Origin of the sequence: Shouchella oshimensis (assembly GCF_002019765.1) — a bacterium.
In the GTDB taxonomy this organism is placed as follows: domain Bacteria; phylum Bacillota; class Bacilli; order Bacillales; family Bacillaceae_D; genus Shouchella; species Shouchella oshimensis.
In genome coordinates this window covers 1,966,133-1,983,061 of record NZ_KV917380.1, presented here as the reverse complement: position 1 = coordinate 1,983,061, position 16,929 = coordinate 1,966,133, and the positions used below count along the sequence as shown (strand labels likewise).

15 protein-coding genes and 1 riboswitch are annotated in these 16,929 nt (G+C 40.5%); all 15 genes read right to left on the bottom strand.

Annotated elements, in window-relative coordinates:
* Positions 1 to 161 precede the first annotated feature (161 nt).
* The 15 genes from BK583_RS10000 to prsW all read right to left on the bottom strand — a co-directional run bounded on the left by BK583_RS10000 (position 162) and on the right by prsW (position 16,879).
* Positions 162 to 428 (bottom strand): stage VI sporulation protein F, encoded by a 267-nt coding sequence (locus tag BK583_RS10000; protein WP_035398737.1) that lies wholly within the window; start codon positions 426 to 428, stop codon positions 162 to 164.
* Positions 429 to 501: 73 nt separating this feature from the next.
* Complete coding sequence (locus BK583_RS09995; RefSeq protein WP_038480280.1) at positions 502 to 1,530, bottom strand: NAD(P)H-dependent glycerol-3-phosphate dehydrogenase; 1,029 nt, start codon at positions 1,528 to 1,530, stop codon at positions 502 to 504.
* 12 nt (positions 1,531 to 1,542) lie between these two features.
* Positions 1,543 to 2,160: a glycerol-3-phosphate 1-O-acyltransferase PlsY gene (plsY, locus tag BK583_RS09990; protein ID WP_038480283.1), complete on the bottom strand. Its 618-nt coding sequence runs from the start codon at positions 2,158 to 2,160 to the stop codon at positions 1,543 to 1,545.
* Between the two features lie 24 nt (positions 2,161 to 2,184).
* Positions 2,185 to 3,498: a ribosome biogenesis GTPase Der gene (der, locus tag BK583_RS09985; protein ID WP_038480286.1), complete on the bottom strand. Its 1,314-nt coding sequence runs from the start codon at positions 3,496 to 3,498 to the stop codon at positions 2,185 to 2,187.
* A gap of 64 nt (positions 3,499 to 3,562) precedes the next feature.
* Positions 3,563 to 4,183, bottom strand: a complete 621-nt coding sequence (locus BK583_RS09980; protein ID WP_038480289.1) for a YphA family membrane protein — start codon at positions 4,181 to 4,183, stop codon at positions 3,563 to 3,565.
* 84 nt (positions 4,184 to 4,267) lie between these two features.
* Positions 4,268 to 5,398, bottom strand: a complete 1,131-nt coding sequence (gene rpsA, locus BK583_RS09975) for a 30S ribosomal protein S1 (protein ID WP_055737645.1) — start codon at positions 5,396 to 5,398, stop codon at positions 4,268 to 4,270.
* 45 nt (positions 5,399 to 5,443) lie between these two features.
* On the bottom strand, positions 5,444 to 6,025 hold the full coding sequence (locus tag BK583_RS09970; RefSeq protein WP_038480297.1) for a lysophospholipid acyltransferase family protein: 582 nt from the start codon (positions 6,023 to 6,025) through the stop codon (positions 5,444 to 5,446).
* Positions 6,026 to 6,697, bottom strand: coding sequence for a (d)CMP kinase (gene cmk, locus BK583_RS09965; RefSeq protein ID WP_055737644.1), 672 nt, complete (start codon positions 6,695 to 6,697; stop codon positions 6,026 to 6,028).
* Between the two features lie 125 nt (positions 6,698 to 6,822).
* The gene (gene ypeB / locus BK583_RS09960; RefSeq protein WP_055737643.1) at positions 6,823 to 8,172 is read right to left on the bottom strand and encodes a germination protein YpeB; all 1,350 of its coding nucleotides are present in this window, start codon (positions 8,170 to 8,172) and stop codon (positions 6,823 to 6,825) included.
* Positions 8,173 to 8,193: 21 nt separating this feature from the next.
* Entirely contained in the window at positions 8,194 to 9,042 is an 849-nt protein-coding gene (gene sleB, locus BK583_RS09955; protein ID WP_038480305.1) for a spore cortex-lytic enzyme, read from the bottom strand.
* A 273-nt stretch (positions 9,043 to 9,315) separates the two neighbouring features.
* Positions 9,316 to 12,759, bottom strand: coding sequence for a methionine synthase (gene metH / locus BK583_RS09950; protein ID WP_055737642.1), 3,444 nt, complete (start codon positions 12,757 to 12,759; stop codon positions 9,316 to 9,318).
* Positions 12,756 to 14,612, bottom strand: coding sequence for a bifunctional homocysteine S-methyltransferase/methylenetetrahydrofolate reductase (locus BK583_RS09945; protein WP_055737641.1), 1,857 nt, complete (start codon positions 14,610 to 14,612; stop codon positions 12,756 to 12,758). The genes metH and BK583_RS09945 overlap by 4 nt, the downstream gene beginning before the upstream one ends.
* 5 nt (positions 14,613 to 14,617) lie before the next feature.
* Positions 14,618 to 15,727, bottom strand: coding sequence for a methionine biosynthesis PLP-dependent protein (locus BK583_RS09940; RefSeq protein ID WP_038480315.1), 1,110 nt, complete (start codon positions 15,725 to 15,727; stop codon positions 14,618 to 14,620).
* Positions 15,728 to 15,807: 80 nt separating this feature from the next.
* A riboswitch (SAM riboswitch) is annotated at positions 15,808 to 15,906 on the bottom strand.
* Positions 15,907 to 16,031: 125 nt separating this feature from the next.
* Positions 16,032 to 16,196, bottom strand: a complete 165-nt coding sequence (locus tag BK583_RS20705) for a hypothetical protein (protein ID WP_164468425.1) — start codon at positions 16,194 to 16,196, stop codon at positions 16,032 to 16,034.
* A 14-nt stretch (positions 16,197 to 16,210) separates the two neighbouring features.
* Positions 16,211 to 16,879 (bottom strand): glutamic-type intramembrane protease PrsW, encoded by a 669-nt coding sequence (gene prsW, locus BK583_RS09935; protein WP_038485688.1) that lies wholly within the window; start codon positions 16,877 to 16,879, stop codon positions 16,211 to 16,213.
* Positions 16,880 to 16,929 lie beyond the last annotated feature (50 nt).

Below are 16,929 nucleotides of genomic sequence, written 5' to 3'. Positions count from 1 at the left end.
TATAGCATATCAAATTCTGTGACAACAGCTAAAAAGCTAGACAGGAGTGGGGCTCTCCTCTCTAGCTTGACTAAATCCTTTTTCTTGCCCTTATAATAGTAGGTGTTCTATTGCAGTATATGCAGGCTTCGAATTTTTGTTTGGATGTTTGACTATTTTCTCTACTTTTTGTTGTTAAACATTTTTGTCAAAGACGACAAATCCGTTGGCATGTTATTATTTAAAATCGCAGAAACAATCTGATCTTCTTTTTCTTTTGAAACAGGTTTGTTTGCCATTGCAGCAACACGACTAATTAAATCACGCAACGTTGCTTCGTCTTTTAAGTTTGATTGACTAACAGAGTTTGCTAGTTTTAAAAGCTCATCCGGGCGAACCTTTGTGTTTTTTTGAACTTGATCAAAAAACGAATCATTTTTCTTAAACATCCAATCCCTCCTCATGCTTACGTTCCTTTCATCGTATGCATGGGGGAGAAAAAATGTGCGAACGTGGAAGCCGTTAATCGAGATGGTACAATTCCTCTACTTCATTTCGCTTTACACGACCCATCAAATCTTCAGCCGCTTTAATTGGGTCAACGCCATTAAACAACACAGCGTAAAGCGCCTCTGTTAACGGCATGTTAATGTTTTCTTTTTTGGCGAGTTCATAAGCAGCTTGCGTTGTCCGTATCCCTTCAACAACCATTCCCATTTCCTCAAGAACCTCTTCCATTGATTTTCCTTTTCCTAACATATGTCCAGCACGCCAGTTTCGAGAATGTACGCTTGTACAGGTAACAATTAAATCGCCTAATCCTGTTAAACCTGAAAATGTAAGAGGCTGCGCGCCCATATGAACACCAAGTCGAGAAATTTCGGTTAAGCCTCTAGTCATAATGGCTGCTTTTGTATTATCTCCATATCCAAGACCGTTTGTCACACCACAAACTAGGGCGATAATGTTCTTTAAAGCGCCACCAATTTCGACGCCAATTAAATCAGGATTTGTATACACTCTAAACTGCTGATTCATGAACAACTCTTGCGCGTACGCTGCAGCCGATTCAGTACGTGATGCGACCGTTACCGTGGTCGGTTGACGAAGGGCTACTTCTTCTGCATGACTCGGACCTGATAATACCGTTATAGAAGCCACATGAGGTGATCCTGCTGCAGCATCTTCAATAACTTCTGACACTCGTTTATATGTATTTGGTTCAATTCCTTTGCTCGCATGAATAATAGGAACTGGTTGTTCTAGAATTGCGACAAGCCCTTGAACTGTTTCGCGCATCGCTTTTGATGGAACGACGAGAATGATGGCATCTGCATCCCTTACCGCTTCTTCCATCTCAAGATAAGCCGTTAATGACTCAGGTAACTGTACTTGTCCTAAATATTTCTCATTCGTATGAAGTTGATTAATCTCATCTACTTGACTTTGTCTTCTTGCAACTAATCGAACATCGTGTCCATTATCAGCAAGAACGACAGCTAGGGCAGTACCCCAGCTCCCTGCACCAATTACAGCTAGTTTTTGCTTCATTTTTATCTACTCCTATGCATGCTTTCTGCCAATTTTATTTTCTGTCCCTGATAAAAGTCGGCTCACGTTCGTGCGATGACGCCACAGCGACATAACCGCCAATATAACGGTAAACAACATGTATTCAAATGGATAGGAAAAGCTTGGGATAAGCATTAATAATACGAGTGCTACAGGAGTTAGTACAGCAAATAATAAGGAACCTAGCGACACATATCTAGTAATGAAAATACTCGCAATGGCCACAACTCCTGCAAGCAAGGCTGGAAGGAATACAAGACTAACGAGTACACCGATGGAGGTTGCTACTCCCTTACCGCCTCTAAAACCGAAATAAATAGGCCAATTGTGTCCGAGAATAGCAGCAAAGCCCGTGAGCACGTGAACAAACGCAGCATCAGTGAAGAGCATAGCCAGTAGAACTGGTAAAACACCCTTCACCACATCGAGCAAAAGCACTGTAATAGCGGGTCCTACCCCTAAAACCCGCAACGTATTCGTTGCTCCTGCATTCCCACTTCCTTCTTTACGAATATCAATTTTTTTTATTTTCTTCGCAATAAGGTAACTAAAACTTACTGAACCGAGTAAATAACTGAACAACACGAAAAAAATGGTTGTGATAATCATGTGCTTCCCCCTTTACACACACCATTAATCATTTTTCTTACGAGAAATAATATGAATCGGCGTTCCTTCAAAGTTAAACGTAGCTCGCAAACGGTTTTCTAGAAAGCGACGGTACGAAAAATGCATAAGTTCCGGTTCATTCACAAAAAAGACAAATGTCGGTGGTTGAACAGCTACTTGCGTTACGTAATTAATCTTTAAACGTTTTCCTTTATCTGTTGGCGTTGGGTTCATTGCTACTGCATCCATAATCATATCGTTCAATACATGTGTTGACACACGTAAATGGTGATTCTCTGACACTTTCTTCACTTCTGGTAATAATAAATGAAGGCGTTGCTTTGTTTTTGCAGATAAAAAGACAATGGGTGCATACGAAAGGAACTGAAATTCCTGACGAATGTCTTCAACAAAACGTTGCATCGTTTTGTGGTCTTTTTCTAAAGCATCCCATTTATTCACAACAATAACAATTGCTCGTCCCGCTTCATGGGCGTAACCGGCAATTTTTTTGTCTTGTTCAATGATGCCTTCTTCTCCGTTAATCACGACTAAAATGACATCAGAACGATCAATTGCTTTTAATGAACGAAGAACACTATATTTTTCTGTTGCCTCATACACTTTTCCTCTTTTTCTCATTCCAGCAGTATCAATCACGACATACTCTTGCTCATCTTTTGTAAACGATGTATCAATTGCGTCCCGAGTTGTACCTGGAATTTGACTGACGATGACTCGCTCTTCGCCAAGTAAAGCATTTACGAGAGAAGACTTCCCAACATTTGGACGGCCAATTAATGCCATCTTAATCGCTTCTTCTCCATATGCCACTTCTAAGTCAGTAGGGAAATGATCAACAACAGCATCAAGTAAATCTCCTAAGCCTAATCCATGTGCGCCAGATATGGGAAACGGCTCACCAATACCTAAGCCATAAAATTCGTAAAGCTGGTCACGCATTTCAGGGTTATCCACTTTATTTACACCTAAAACGACTGGTTTTTTAGAGCGGAATAACATATTCACCACTTCTTGATCGGCTGCAGTAATTCCTTCTTTTGCGCTTACTAAGAAAATAATGACATGGGCTTCATCAATAGCAATTTCCGCCTGTTGGCGCATTTGCGCAAGCAACGGCTCGTCTCCAAGTTCAATTCCACCTGTATCAATTATATTAAACTCATGATTTAACCATTCCGCTTTATTATAAAGTCGATCTCTCGTTACGCCTGGCATATCCTCCACTATCGCAACGCGTTCCCCGACAATCCGGTTAAAAATCGTAGACTTTCCTACGTTTGGTCTTCCAACGATTGCAACGACTGGTTTTGTCACAATCTCACACCCTTCCTACTTCGTGCTTCTATAAATTTTGTCTAACTCAATTAGTTTACTAAACTCATGCATGCTTGTCTATCCTATTTCCGATGGATGATGGCGGAATATGACGTCTAACAGTTCGCTTTTCAAGTTGCTGAATGACCACTGTAATCCACGTGATACTCACACTGAAAATAAAAGAAAAGGCAACAAGGTCCCAGAAAGCCAGTGATCCGATTAAAACTGGCATTCCCTGAGACTGTTGAATTTGTACAAAAACCTCTCCGTGCATCATCCCGATTACAAGAACAATGGACCTTTTATACCCACGAAGTAGAAGAAGCGCTACACAAACTGGTAGAATAAGTTGAACGACATAAGGTCCAACTAATAAAACAACTGGATCCATTCGGATAAAAGCTTGAACGCCAAAATAAACGGCTGCAATAACAATCGAAACAAATAGAGGATAGATCAGTTGTTTCATTGCTCTTTGACCAATTGCCGCGTAGCAACAAACGAGCAAAAAGACAAAGCCAACACTGAAAGAATAGTGGGCATACGTCCATGTTAATGGTACGAATAGCAACAACGCTAAGACAATCACGCTACCAATGGCGCGAAAGATGGTTTTTGGCATAAAAAACGTCATAAGTCCAAACACGATCCACCCAAGCCAATAAAAATAAAAACCGTCCATTATAAATCACCTCTATGATGATTATGGACGGATTTTTACTAGATTAGACATGCAGCCGTTTCGCTCATTCACGAAAATGAACGATTACGGGCGATAGTTTTTTAATTGATCACCAATCATGTCTGCTAAAGAGAATCCAGATGACTCTTCTTGGTGCTCTTTTTCATATGCTTTCGTTTCGTTGCGAATTTCTTGTTCCTGCGCTTCTCGAATGCTTAGTGAAATCCGCTTGTCCGCTTCATTAATTTCAAGAATTTTCACTTCAACTGTCTGTCCAACTTCAAGTACCTCAGCCGGGTTTCCGATGTGACGAGTTGAAATTTGTGAAATATGAACAAGCCCTTCCACACCAGGAAGTACTTCGACAAAAGCTCCAAAATTAGCAAGACGCTTTACTTTTCCAGACACGATATCGTTCACGTTTAATGATGTACCAACATTCGCCCATGGTCCAGGAAGTGTCTCTTTAATAGATAGCGAGATTCGTTCGTTATCAAGATCAACAGAAAGCACTTTAACCGTTACCGTCTCACCTTCACTTAAAACGTCTTGAGGACTTTCGACACGTTCGTGAGCAAGTTGTGAAATATGAACTAACCCATCAACGCCACCAATATCGACAAATGCACCAAATGTCGCTAAGCGTTGGACCGTTCCCGTTACAGTTGAACCCACTTCAATAGATTGTAGCGTTTCTTTCTTCTTCTGTTCGACTTCATCTTCTTGTACTGCACGTTGGGAGAGGATAAGCTTGTTGTTAGCTCTATCCAATTCAATGATTTTCAATTGAAGCTTTTGACCAATATAAGTGGAAAAATCCTCTACATAATGACGCTCAACGTGAGAAGCAGGAACAAAGCCACGGACACCAACATCGACAACAAGTCCACCCTTTACAACCTCTGCAACAGTGGCTTCCATTTGTTCATCTTTTTGTTGGATCTCTTCTAAATGCTGCCATGCTTTTTCAGCTTGCACTGCTTTTTTAGACAGAACCAACTCATCATCTTCCACTTTTGTCACTTGTAATTCTAATTCATCGTTAACAGCGACAACATCACCTGCTTTTTCAATATGCAGCGCCGCCAATTCACTAATTGGTACAATCCCGTCTACTTTAAAACCAACGTCCACAAAGACTTGTTTATCTTCAACTTTTGTTACTATTCCTTTTACAAGGTCTCCTACTGAAAACACATTCATTTCTTCAGCCATTGCCAATTCCTCCTCATAGGGTTTATTCTACCAGCCCACGATTCATTACTGGTGTATGTCTTTTAAACGCTGAATTTCAGTCATAATGGTGTCTGTTATTTCTTGTGCGGATACTCGCTGCTGACGATACGCTTCCATATCTATTGGTTCCCCGTATGCTAAAATAACACGTTTACGAAATCGATAAGGACCAATGATGACGCAAGGAATAACGTATGCTTCGCTTTTTCCTGCAAAAAAACCAGCGCCTGCTAATCCATTCCCGATTTCACCTGTTTTGGAACGTGTTCCTTCTGGAAATAACCCAACCATGTCGCCTTCTTTTAAAATTCGTAAAGCCGTTCGCAATGATTCCCGATCACTTCCACCACGTTTAACAGGAAAAGCGCCTAAGCCTTTTAATAATTTCCCAATTCCTTTTTTATCAAACAATTCTTTCTTCGCCATGTAGCGCACTTGTCGATGGATAAACGCACCTAATAGAGGAGGATCAAAATTGCTAATGTGATTCGAGCAAAGAAGGACACCGCCTTCGGATGGGATATGTTCCTTCCCTCTAATCTCCACCTTAAATAGTGTTCGCAAAACAAGACGACAAACTGCTTGTCCAAAACGATACAGCTTCATTTAAACCGAGTGCTCCTTCACAAGATCAAGAATAGCGTCTGTCACTTGATTAATATCCATACATGTTGTATCAAGAACTTCTGCATCGTCTGCTTGTTTAAGCGGTGCAAATGCACGATTCGAATCTAACTCATCTCTTTTTTCAATATCTCGCTTAATAGCTTCTAAATCAGATGTAAGCCCCTTGTTTAATTGTTCGGTATGACGGCGTTTTGCCCGTTCCTCAACAGAAGCTGTAAGAAATACCTTTACGTCAGCGTCTGGGAGGACGTGGGTACCGGTGTCCCTGCCATCAAGCACAGCATTTTTTTCACTAGCTAGCTTCTGTTGCTTTTCCATCATATATAAACGTATTTGCTTATAGCTAGAAACAAGCGATACGGTTTGATTTACTTTGTTTGAACGTATGTCTTCTGTAATATCTTCTCCATCCCAATAGACGGTGGTGCCAGTAGAGGATGGCGCCAGTTCAAGATTGCTGTTTCTCAACAATTGAATTAAAGCCTCTTCGTCCTTTACATCGATTTCTCGTGCCAAAGCAGCTTGTGTTAAGGCTCGGTACATAGCTCCTGTATCGATATAAAGAAATCCTAGTTTCTCAGCTACCTGCTTTGCTACCGTACTTTTTCCCGCACCTGCAGGACCATCAATCGCCACATTAAAACTCGTCATGAATCGTTCACACACTTTCTTTTAAAACTTGTTTTTTATCTGCCCCTATTATCTCATACTTTTAAAAGATGGCAAGCATCCTGTAAAGAAAAGAACCCCCGTAACATACCGAGAGTTCGATCTTTTTATTCGTTACTATAATCAGGTTCTGTATCTTTCATTCGTTCTACTTTTTCTTCATCACCAGTTTGGGCATTAATGAAAATGCGGTACGTATCGTTGTTTTTTGTTCCATAAAACTCATAGACAAGGACGTCTTCATTTAAATCTGTTTCAATTACTGCTAGATGGTCTTCCATAACCTCAATTCGTGGATTAATCATCCCTTGAGCATCGGCTTTCGAAATAGCTGGATTTGGCAAGTTTCTTGAGTCAAGATGGTGTATAATATGCCCACGCCCAACATAGGATACGATGTCCCCATCATCTAAAGCTACTTCAAGGGTTATGGAATCTGGGTAAATTCGGACTCCATCCTCTTCATAAGCATACTCAAGAACAGCGCGATTATTGTATTGCGTACTCTCTACGAGCACCATACCTTCTTTATTTGCACGCTCTAAAAACGCATCTGCTTTTTGAACAGCTTCATTTAAACCGATGGTTTGTTTATCAATTTTGCGGCTTTGCATAAACCATATTGGCTCGCCGCCCTCAACGCTCATGTCCATATTGTAATTGGCTTTATTTTCTGGATCATCAATTATAAGAGAATAAGCAGGGTAGTCAAGAGCATCACTGGCATCATCAACTCTAACCGTTGCTTCTTTACCTAACTGAAGTAGCTCAAGAGCAGCTTGCTTCGCTTCTTCTTTTGATATCTCTTCTCGTCCCTCTAGTGCATCCTTTAACTCGCCATTTAAATTACGAATCGCCGAGTCTGTTGCTCCCCACTCTACTTCGCTAAAGCCTTGAACAGATTTATTCATTCGTTCAAAATGATCCGCAAATGAATTTTGAGCTGGCTCACTATCTTCTCTTTCTCGCTCAGCTAACCAGTGCATATCTGTATTCATCATCATAGCTTGTGTTTCGCGCATTGATTGGCGAATGGAAGCAGATTGCTCATAAAGTTGCTCTAGTGTTTTATACTCTTCATCAGTCAATGGGTCTTGGTTTAAGTCTCTTACAGAAGTCCGGTAAGAGAAGTCAGCTATTTTGTATAAGTATTTTTCTGTATCTTCCATGCTTAACCCTTGTACAGGAAGCTCTGCTAAACTTTTTTCAGCTAAACTAGTTACTCGCCATACGTCTGCTAAAGCTGGAGACAACTGCCTTTGACTATTCATCGCCAACGTCTTGCCTAATTCATCTTCAATTTGATCAATATGAAAGCTTAAATCGTGATACGCACGTTGATACATATTCTCTGCTGTTTGCGCCAAATGCTCTTTATCGTTTTTTTGTTGGTAACCCCATACACCTGTTCCGACTACCGCAACGGCAAGGGCTCCAATCATTAGATTTCGAATCACTTATTCCACCTCCGAAAAAAATTAGTAACAAAAGATATGTTTGCCAATGCGTTTAATTTGTGGTCTCGTCCAAATCCACGCTGATGTGGCGGTATCCGGATTAAAATAGTACAGGGCGTTATTAGACGGATCTTGACCGTTTAAAGCATCAAGTACAGCGTTTCGGGAAGACTCATCTGCACCTAAATTAATTTGTCCATCTGCAACGGCGGTAAACGCACGTTCTTCATAAATAACTCCAGCAACAGTATCTGGAAAAGTAGGTGAATTCAAACGGTTCACAATGACAGCAGCAACGGCTACTTGCCCTTCATATGGTTCTCCTCGAGCTTCACCATAAACCGCTTGTGCCATTAGTTGAATATCATTACTTGAATAACCTGACGGAACGTTCTGTGCCTTTTCAATAATTGGTTCACCATTATCGCTTCCTGCTTGCTCATTCGAACCATTATTTGACGTACCATTATTTGATTGATTTCCTTTTTGTTTTTCTAATGAAGTGCCACCATAATGTGTAACAGAACGCCCTTCATTAAGTGCATTTGTCACAAACTGCTTATCAAAATTCGTTGTTTCTACCAGCTTTGCTTTCATATTTTCGCCAACTAAACCATCAATATCAATACCATATTCATATTGATAATTGCGAACAGCCCAGTATGTACCCCATCCGAACACACCATCAATGTTCCCATTGTAGTACCCTACATATTGAAGTCTAGCTTGTAATTCAACGACATCTTCTCCCGTTGCGCCTTTTTGGATTACCTGTTCTGAGAACGCATCTGCATCTGACGCTGGAGTCAGGAAAGAGAGTAGTCCGATAACAATGATAAGACTGGTTTTTAAAACTGTATTCTTACGCATATGCTAGGTTCATCCTCCTTTGTTATGTGTATTGATTTCTTCTAGCTACCGCTAGTCTTTGTTATTCCTTTTATTTTATACAGCAGAAATTTCTACTAATGGTGGGCTCCTTGCAATGAACGGTAGAGAGCGTTAACCCTCTATCCATACCTTTTATCCAAAACATTCATCACTGTTGCGTTCTTGAATGATTGGATGTGGTAACACAAAAAAGTAGTACACACTAGTCGTCTAGTATGTACTACTTCTCTGTAAATCGATTATTTTTTGCATCTATAGTACGTTAAAATAACGTCCTTCCGGATGAGAAAAAACAAGTGCCGTCACGCTAGCTTCTGGCTCCATCATACATTCTTCGGTTAGTTCAATTCCAATTTTCTCTGGTTTTAATAGATCAAATAGCTTTCGTTGATCATCTAAATTTGGACAGGCTGGGTAGCCAAAGGAAACACGAATTCCTTGGTATTTTGCAGAAAAACGGTCTGACATCGACATTTCTGGTGTATCCGGGAATCCCCAACGATCGCGCATCTGTTCATGAATTCGTTCAGCCAACCCTTCTGCCGTCTCTAGTGCAGCAGCTTGCACTAAATGGCTTTTTAAAAATTCGCCGCTTGCCTTCGCCGCTTCTCCTAATTCTCGCACACCTTTGCCTGCAGTTACTGCTAGAAAGCCCACATAATCCATTTCTCCACCAACCGGCCGAACAAAATCAGCTAAGCATAAGAAAGGCTTTACTTGCTGTCTTGGAAACGAGAACCGCTCTAACTCCGTTGTTGGATTCATAGGGTCATAAATAATCAAATCATTTCCATCTGATTGAGCAGGAAAGAATTGATACATAGCGTTTGCCTGTAACGTTTTTAATTGATTCGCATCAGAAAATAAAGCGTCGACTTTTTCTTTTAATTCAACTGTTTTTTCATGACCTTCTGCCAGCAATTTTTCCACTTTTCCTTGAACGCCTAAATGCCTACCTAGAAGCATTTGCATATTCACGTAAGGGAAAATATGTTCAATATTATACTGTTTTATAATATGAGGCTCTAAATCTGCTGGTTTTACTACTGGGTGTGTATGTTTTATGGATGATTGAATCGGTTCAGACGATTGAACCACTTCTTTTTTTATTCGTTTTGCTACATAATCTTTTTTTAACTGGCGTTGCTCATTCAGCTCTAGTGCCAGTCGTTCACGCTTTTCATCTGTCGTAATTCGATTAGCCAGCTCTAACCCATTCATTGCATCTTTCGCATAAATCACAAGACCTTCATATTCTGGCGCAATGCGCGTGTCCACAAATTTTCTCGTTAAAGCGGCACCGCCTACTAGTACAGGAATCGAGATATCTTGTGATTTCAAATCTTGGGCCGTTAATACCATTTGCTGAGCGGATTTAACTAATAGCCCGGATAATCCAATAGCAGTCGGCTGTTCTTTTTTTATTGCATCAATTAATTCATTTGATGTTACTTTGATGCCTAGATTAACAATGTCAAAGCCGTTGTTACTTAAAATGATATCGACTAGATTTTTACCGATATCATGTACGTCTCCTTTCACTGTTGCTAATAAAATTTTTCCTTTTCGAGATTCATTTTCACTCTTTTCCATATGCGGTTCAAGAAATGAAACGGCCGCTTTCATCACTTCCGCACTTTGCAATACTTCAGCAACAATTAATTCATTGTTATTAAACAATCTCCCTACTTCGTCCATCCCATTCATTAAAGGACCATTTATGATGTCTAATGGCTCTGCATAGCTTTGCAAGGCGAGTGTTAAGTCTTGCTCTAAGCGTTGCTTTGTACCTTCCACTACATAAATCGCTAATCGTTCTTCTAAACTTAGCCCTTCGTACTCAATCGTTTTTTTTGCGCTTTTACCACGGTAATGGGCTGTAAATTCAGCAAGAGTTGCGTCATCCGTTTTAAAAAGCAGTTGTTCTGCTAATCGTTTTTCATGCTCAGAAATACTCGCAAATCGTTCTAATTTCTCCGTATTAACGATGGCATAATCAAGACCAGCTTGTGTACAGTGGTATAGATAAACCGAATTTAACACTTCCCGTCCTACAGGAGGCAAGCCAAACGACACATTGCTAACCCCTAAAATAGTTAAGCAATGGGGTAAATGCTCTTTAATAAGTTTTATTCCTTCCACTGTTGCCTTTGCTGAACCAATATACTGTTCATCACCTGTACCGACTGGGAATACAAGAGGGTCAAATATAATGTCATGAGCTGGAATTCCGTGTTTTTCAGTTAACAGCTTAAACGAGCGTACGGCAATCTCTAGTTTTCGCTCAGCGGAAACTGCCATACCCGTTTCATCAATGGTGCCAACAACAAGGGCTGCTCCATATTGTTTAACAAGCGGTAAAATGGCTTCAAACCGCTCTTCACCATCTTCTAAATTAATGGAATTAATAATGGCCTTCCCTTGTGAGTAAGTAAGAGCCTCTTGAATAACTGCTTCGTCGGTAGAATCAATCATTAATGGCACTTTCACCTTATTCGTAACAAATGATAAAAAAGCAGCCATATCTGTTGCTTCGTCACGATCCGGATCAGCCAAACAAATATCAATGACATGAGCACCTTTTTTCACTTGCGACCGAGCAATTTCTGAAGCTTCTTCGTATTTCCCTTCCTCAATAAGTCGCTTAAATTTACGTGATCCAATCACATTTGTTCGTTCGCCGACAAATAGTGGCCGCATTGAATCTTCGTAGAAAAGTGCCTCTAAGCCTGAGACCGCATGCTGTTCCCTTGTCGTTTCTTCTCTTGATTCATAGTGATTGACCATATCTTTAAGCGCCCGAACGTGAGCAGGTGTCGTCCCACAGCACCCACCGATGACATTTAACCAACCCTTTTGCACAAAGCCTTCTAATTTCTTTGCTAATGATTGTGGGGTTTCATGGTAATGTCCTTCTTCGTCAGGTAAACCTGCGTTGGGATAACAGCTTACATAGCTCTCTGCCATTTCCGCTAACGAACGAATATGGTCACGCATAAATTCTGGTCCTGTTGCACAGTTCAAGCCTACAACTAATGGTTTTAAGTGCTCGATGGAAAGGTAAAACGCTTCAACCGTTTGTCCTGCTAACGTCGTCCCCATCGGCTCAATTGTGCCAGAAATCATTAATGGAAGCTTTGTTTTCGTTTGAACAAATGCGTTCTCAATACCAATTGATGCTGCCTTTACATTACGCATATCTTGGCTAGTTTCTAGAAGCAAAAGATCGGCTCCACCATCAATCAAACCTCTTGCTTGCTCTTCATAAGTGCCAATAAGCTCTTGAAAGGTTGTGCCACCTGTAACGGAAAGAGACTTTGTTGTTGGACCCATTGCACCAGCAACAAATCGATGCTCATCAGCTGTAGACCATTTATCGGCCTCTTTCTTAGCCAGTTCCGCTGCTTTACGGCTAATTTTATAAGCAAGATGTCCAAGCTCATAGTCGTCAAGAACAATACTCGATGACCCGAATGTGTTCGTACTAATAATATCTGCTCCAGCTTGTAAATAAGCCTGGTGAATCTTTGTTATCACGTGCGGAGAAGTAAGGTTTAAATACTCATTACAGCCATCAAAGTCTGCACCACCAAAATCATCTTCATGTAAGTCCGCATCTTGAATCATCGTTCCCATTGCACCGTCAAGCACGATAATTTTTTTCTTTAGTTGTTCAATTAATCCATTCTGTCTCATTGTAACTTCCTCTCTTTAGACAACGGAGCTGTTGTGTGTGTGCGTAAGTAACGGGTTAATTCTACCGTCAATCGATAGCGTAAAAACGGTGTAATTAAATACAGACCATTAAAATAAGTAGCCGCTGCATCTGCTAATGATTTGGCCATAGCAAGCCCTTCTTGTTCTGCTTTCACTTTATCTTCACCTGCTCGTGCCATACGTACCCTTGTATCATCTGACAAAGATATACCCGGTACTTCATTGTGCAAAAACTCAGCGTTTCGACTACTTGTTAACGGCATGATGCCGACAAATATCGGTACAGATAAATGTTTGGTCGCTTCATAGACCTCCTCAAACTGTCTTTCGTCAAAAATCGGCTGTGTAAGAAAATAATGAGCACCAGCCTCAATCTTTTTCTCTAAGCGACGAACAGCCTTATCCAGATGTTTCACATTCGGATTAAATGCAGCTGCTGTTGTAAAGTTTGTTGCTCTTCCTAATGACTTACCTGAAAACGAAATCCCTTCATTCATTTGTTTAATCAGTGGCAAAAGCTTTGTTGATGATACATCATATACCGAAGTGGCTCCTGGAAAATCACCAATTTTGCTCGGGTCACCTGTAATGACTAAAAGATCATTTAGTTCTGCTAAATCAAGCCCCATTAAATGGGATTGTAAACCAATTAAATTGCGATCACGACACGTTAAATGAACAAGACTTCGAATGCCTTCTTCTTTCAACAACATCGCTAATGTTTGATTATCAATACGCGGACTTGCTAGCGAGTTATCTGCAAGTGTTAATGCATCTGCCCCTGCATCTCGAATTGCTTTTGCCCCTTCAATAAAAGGATCAATATGCAATTTCTTTGGAGGATCTAGTTCAACGATAATGGTCTGCTTTTCTTCTACTAAATCTTTAATTGATGGACGTTGCTCGTGGAAACGTTCAATCGTTTCTGTTTTTAATGACTGTAGCCGAATTTTACGTTTTACTGGTTTTCGACCGCTTGCTGCTTCTTTTATTGCTTTTATATGAGCCGGTGTTGTTCCACAACAACCTCCAATAAGATGGACACCTTCGTTAATAAACCGTTCAGACATTGATGTAAAATAGTCTGTATTTGAAGCGTACACAAACCGACCATCACGATAACCTGGTAAACTTGCATTTGGGTAGCATGCAAGCGGAATGTCATACGGGAGCTCAAGCTCTTCAATGGATCGTAACATGTGGTATGGACCCATTCGGCAATTTAACCCTGTAACATCAGCACCTACCTCATACAATTCTGTTAGCGCATCGCTTAATCGAATACCTCCTTTTAAGACACCAATATCACCAAGAGACACATTTGCAATAATAGGTAGCTGCGTTCGTTTTCTCGCCTCAATAACTAGTTGTTTAATTTCCGAGAAATCATAGAACGTTTCGAACAAAAGACCATCTACCTCTGCTTGCAAGAGTAGGTCTACTTGCTCCACTAATGCTTGCATACTTTCTTTATAATCAAGCTGCTCCGATTGGAAGCCTTGAATGCCACCTACAGTTCCGAGCACGAATACCTGTTTCTTCCCGCTATCTTGAACCGCTTTACGGGCTAGCTGAACAGATGCCTGATTTATGGCCCCTACACTCTCTTGGAGACCGTAACGTTTAAGCTTTTGTGCATTAGCAGCATAGGAATTTGTTTGAATAATGGTTGCACCAGCTTCTATATAGGCTTGATGAATCGCATAAATCTCTTCTGGCTTCGTTACGTTTAGCTCTTCAAAACATAAATCATAGCCTGCTTCATACAACAAAGTCCCTATCGCTCCATCTGCTACTGTCACAGAGGATGTTAATAGTTTTTTTAAATCCAATCGACTCATCCCTTCTTATTTTCCGCTGCCTGAAAAGCTTGTTGTATATCATTTATTAAATCTTCACAATGCTCTATGCCGACGGAGAAGCGGAGTAATGTATTATCAACGCCTTTAGCGATTCGAATTTCTTCAGGAATATCCGCGTGGGTTTGAGTTGCTGGATAGGTCATTAAACTTTCAACGCCACCAAGACTTTCCGCAAAAGAAATGAGCTTTAACGATTGTAAAATTGGATTAATAAGAGCTTCATCCCTTACCCTAAACGACACCATTCCCCCTTTACCAGGGTACAGAACTTCTTTTACAATGGATTCCTCATTTAAAACCTCCACCAACCGTTTTGCGTTTTCTTCGTGTTGTTTCATTCGTAGCGCTAATGTTTTCATGCCGCGCATTAAGAGCCAGGAGTCAAATGCACCAAGGATAAACCCAGCACCATTATGAAAATAAGCGAGCTGTTCGCTTATTTGTGTGCTTTTGGCAACGACAAGCCCTGCCACTACATCATTGTGGCCTCCTAAGTATTTTGTTGCTGAATGAACAACAATGTCTGCTCCTTCTTCTAACGGTTTTAATAATAGAGGCGTTAGAAATGTATTATCAACAATTAAAAGCAGGTTATGGATTCTACAATATGCCGCTAGATCTGCAATGGAAGCCTCTTTCATCAGTGGATTGGTAGGTGTTTCAACAAAAATGGCTTTTGTATTAGCTGTTCGTAATGCTTGAACGGCCTCTAAATCGGACATATCAACATAGTCAAACGTTAAGCCCCACTTTTTCCAGCCACCTTCAAAAAGTCGATATGTACCACCGTATAAGTCATCTGAACATAGAATATGGTCACCTTGTTCAAAGAGTGAGAAAACAAGCTGAATTGCCGACATCCCAGAACTTGTGGCAAAGCCTCTTTCTCCATGCTCAAGACTTGCAATTGCTTGTTCTAGAACTTCTCGAGTCGGATTTCCTGTCCGTGCATAATCATAACCAGTTGATTCCTGTATGCCCGAATGTCGAAAAGCCGTTGAAAAATAGACCGGTGTATTAACCGCGCCTGTTTCATCTTTTCGGCGATTACCAATTTGCGCGAGTATTGATTGATCATGTGTCATGTTGCCATCCCCTTTTTCCCTCTTATAAAACAATAAAAAACCTTTCTTCAAGATAATAAGAAGAAAGGTTGCTGACATTTCTCTTATCTTGCAGATTACTGCTGGATTTAGCACCTTGCCTATAAGGCTGGTTGCTGAGACTTCACAGGGCCATATCCCTCCGTCTCTCTTGATAAGATCTATTAAGTTTTTTTTTTTGTATTGTCACAACTTTAACGCAAAAGATACGATTCTGCAAGTCATTCATTTTATTTTTATCGAATAAAAAAACGTACGGCTATTGTAGCCGTACGTTTTCTCATGTTTATTCAGGAGACGCTTCAATAATTAATTGATCTTCGTTCCCACATACACACTGCTTAAATCCTGTTTCATAGTCTCCGTTCTCATTGCGTTTTCCACGTAAAATATATTTTTCTCCACATAAAGGGCAACGAATGACAATTCGATAGCGATTCGCTGTTGTCACGCTATACTCCTCCTTTAGTCCATCTGACTCTTCTCATTTTCATTGAGCTTGTTCGCTTTTTTGATTTTCCATATTGCCAATAGCCAAAGACCAACCATAAAAGGAATCATTAAAAGTAAAAAATAATGTCCAAAATCCATTAGAATATAGTCATAGCTTCCGTGTAAGATCATTGGAAGAACAGCTGCGAATCCAAGAAAAAGCAGCCTTTTAGATCGATGGTATTTTGCCCTTCCAATATAGTAGCCCATTACAATTCCATACACAGCATGAGCAGTCGTTGGCAATAAAGTACGTGGCAGGACATGATCGAATCCGTAAGCAATCATATATAAACTGTTTTCAACTGTTGCAAATCCAAGTGACAGCGCTACACCAAAAACAATTCCATCTAAGGGTTGTCTTAACTGACCGTGTTGATAGGCAAATATGAACAACATCAGCCATTTTAACCCTTCTTCAATCAATCCGTAAAGCAAAAAAGCTTTTACAAACGGTTCCGTAATCATTTCTTCTTCCGTTAACGCAAATTGAATGACGGATATCGGAAGAACGAGGAGAGCACCAATAATAAAAATTCGCAGAACTAAAAACATAGCCCCTCTGCTAAAAGAATCACGCAAGTAAACATAGGAGAACAACGCCATGGCTGGTGCCAGAGCTGCAATCACAAAAGAAATCAAGGCTTGTCGACCCACTCTCTAAAAAGGAAGTCCACTAATTACTCACAGTA

What these genes read in the sequence shown, in the direction of transcription:
- BK583_RS10000 (WP_035398737.1), bottom strand. Translation starts at nt 428, where the DNA reads ATGTTTAAGAAAAATGATTCGTTTTTTGATCAAGTTCAAAAAAACACA.
- BK583_RS09995 (WP_038480280.1), bottom strand. Translation starts at nt 1,530, where the DNA reads ATGAAGCAAAAACTAGCTGTAATTGGTGCAGGGAGCTGGGGTACTGCC.
- plsY (WP_038480283.1), bottom strand. Translation starts at nt 2,160, where the DNA reads ATGATTATCACAACCATTTTTTTCGTGTTGTTCAGTTATTTACTCGGT.
- BK583_RS09980 (WP_038480289.1), bottom strand. Translation starts at nt 4,183, where the DNA reads ATGGACGGTTTTTATTTTTATTGGCTTGGGTGGATCGTGTTTGGACTT.
- rpsA (WP_055737645.1), bottom strand. Translation starts at nt 5,398, where the DNA reads ATGGCTGAAGAAATGAATGTGTTTTCAGTAGGAGACCTTGTAAAAGGA.
- BK583_RS09970 (WP_038480297.1), bottom strand. Translation starts at nt 6,025, where the DNA reads ATGAAGCTGTATCGTTTTGGACAAGCAGTTTGTCGTCTTGTTTTGCGA.
- cmk (WP_055737644.1), bottom strand. Translation starts at nt 6,697, where the DNA reads ATGACGAGTTTTAATGTGGCGATTGATGGTCCTGCAGGTGCGGGAAAA.
- sleB (WP_038480305.1), bottom strand. Translation starts at nt 9,042, where the DNA reads ATGCGTAAGAATACAGTTTTAAAAACCAGTCTTATCATTGTTATCGGA.
- metH (WP_055737642.1), bottom strand. Translation starts at nt 12,759, where the DNA reads ATGAGACAGAATGGATTAATTGAACAACTAAAGAAAAAAATTATCGTG.
- BK583_RS09940 (WP_038480315.1), bottom strand. Translation starts at nt 15,727, where the DNA reads ATGACACATGATCAATCAATACTCGCGCAAATTGGTAATCGCCGAAAA.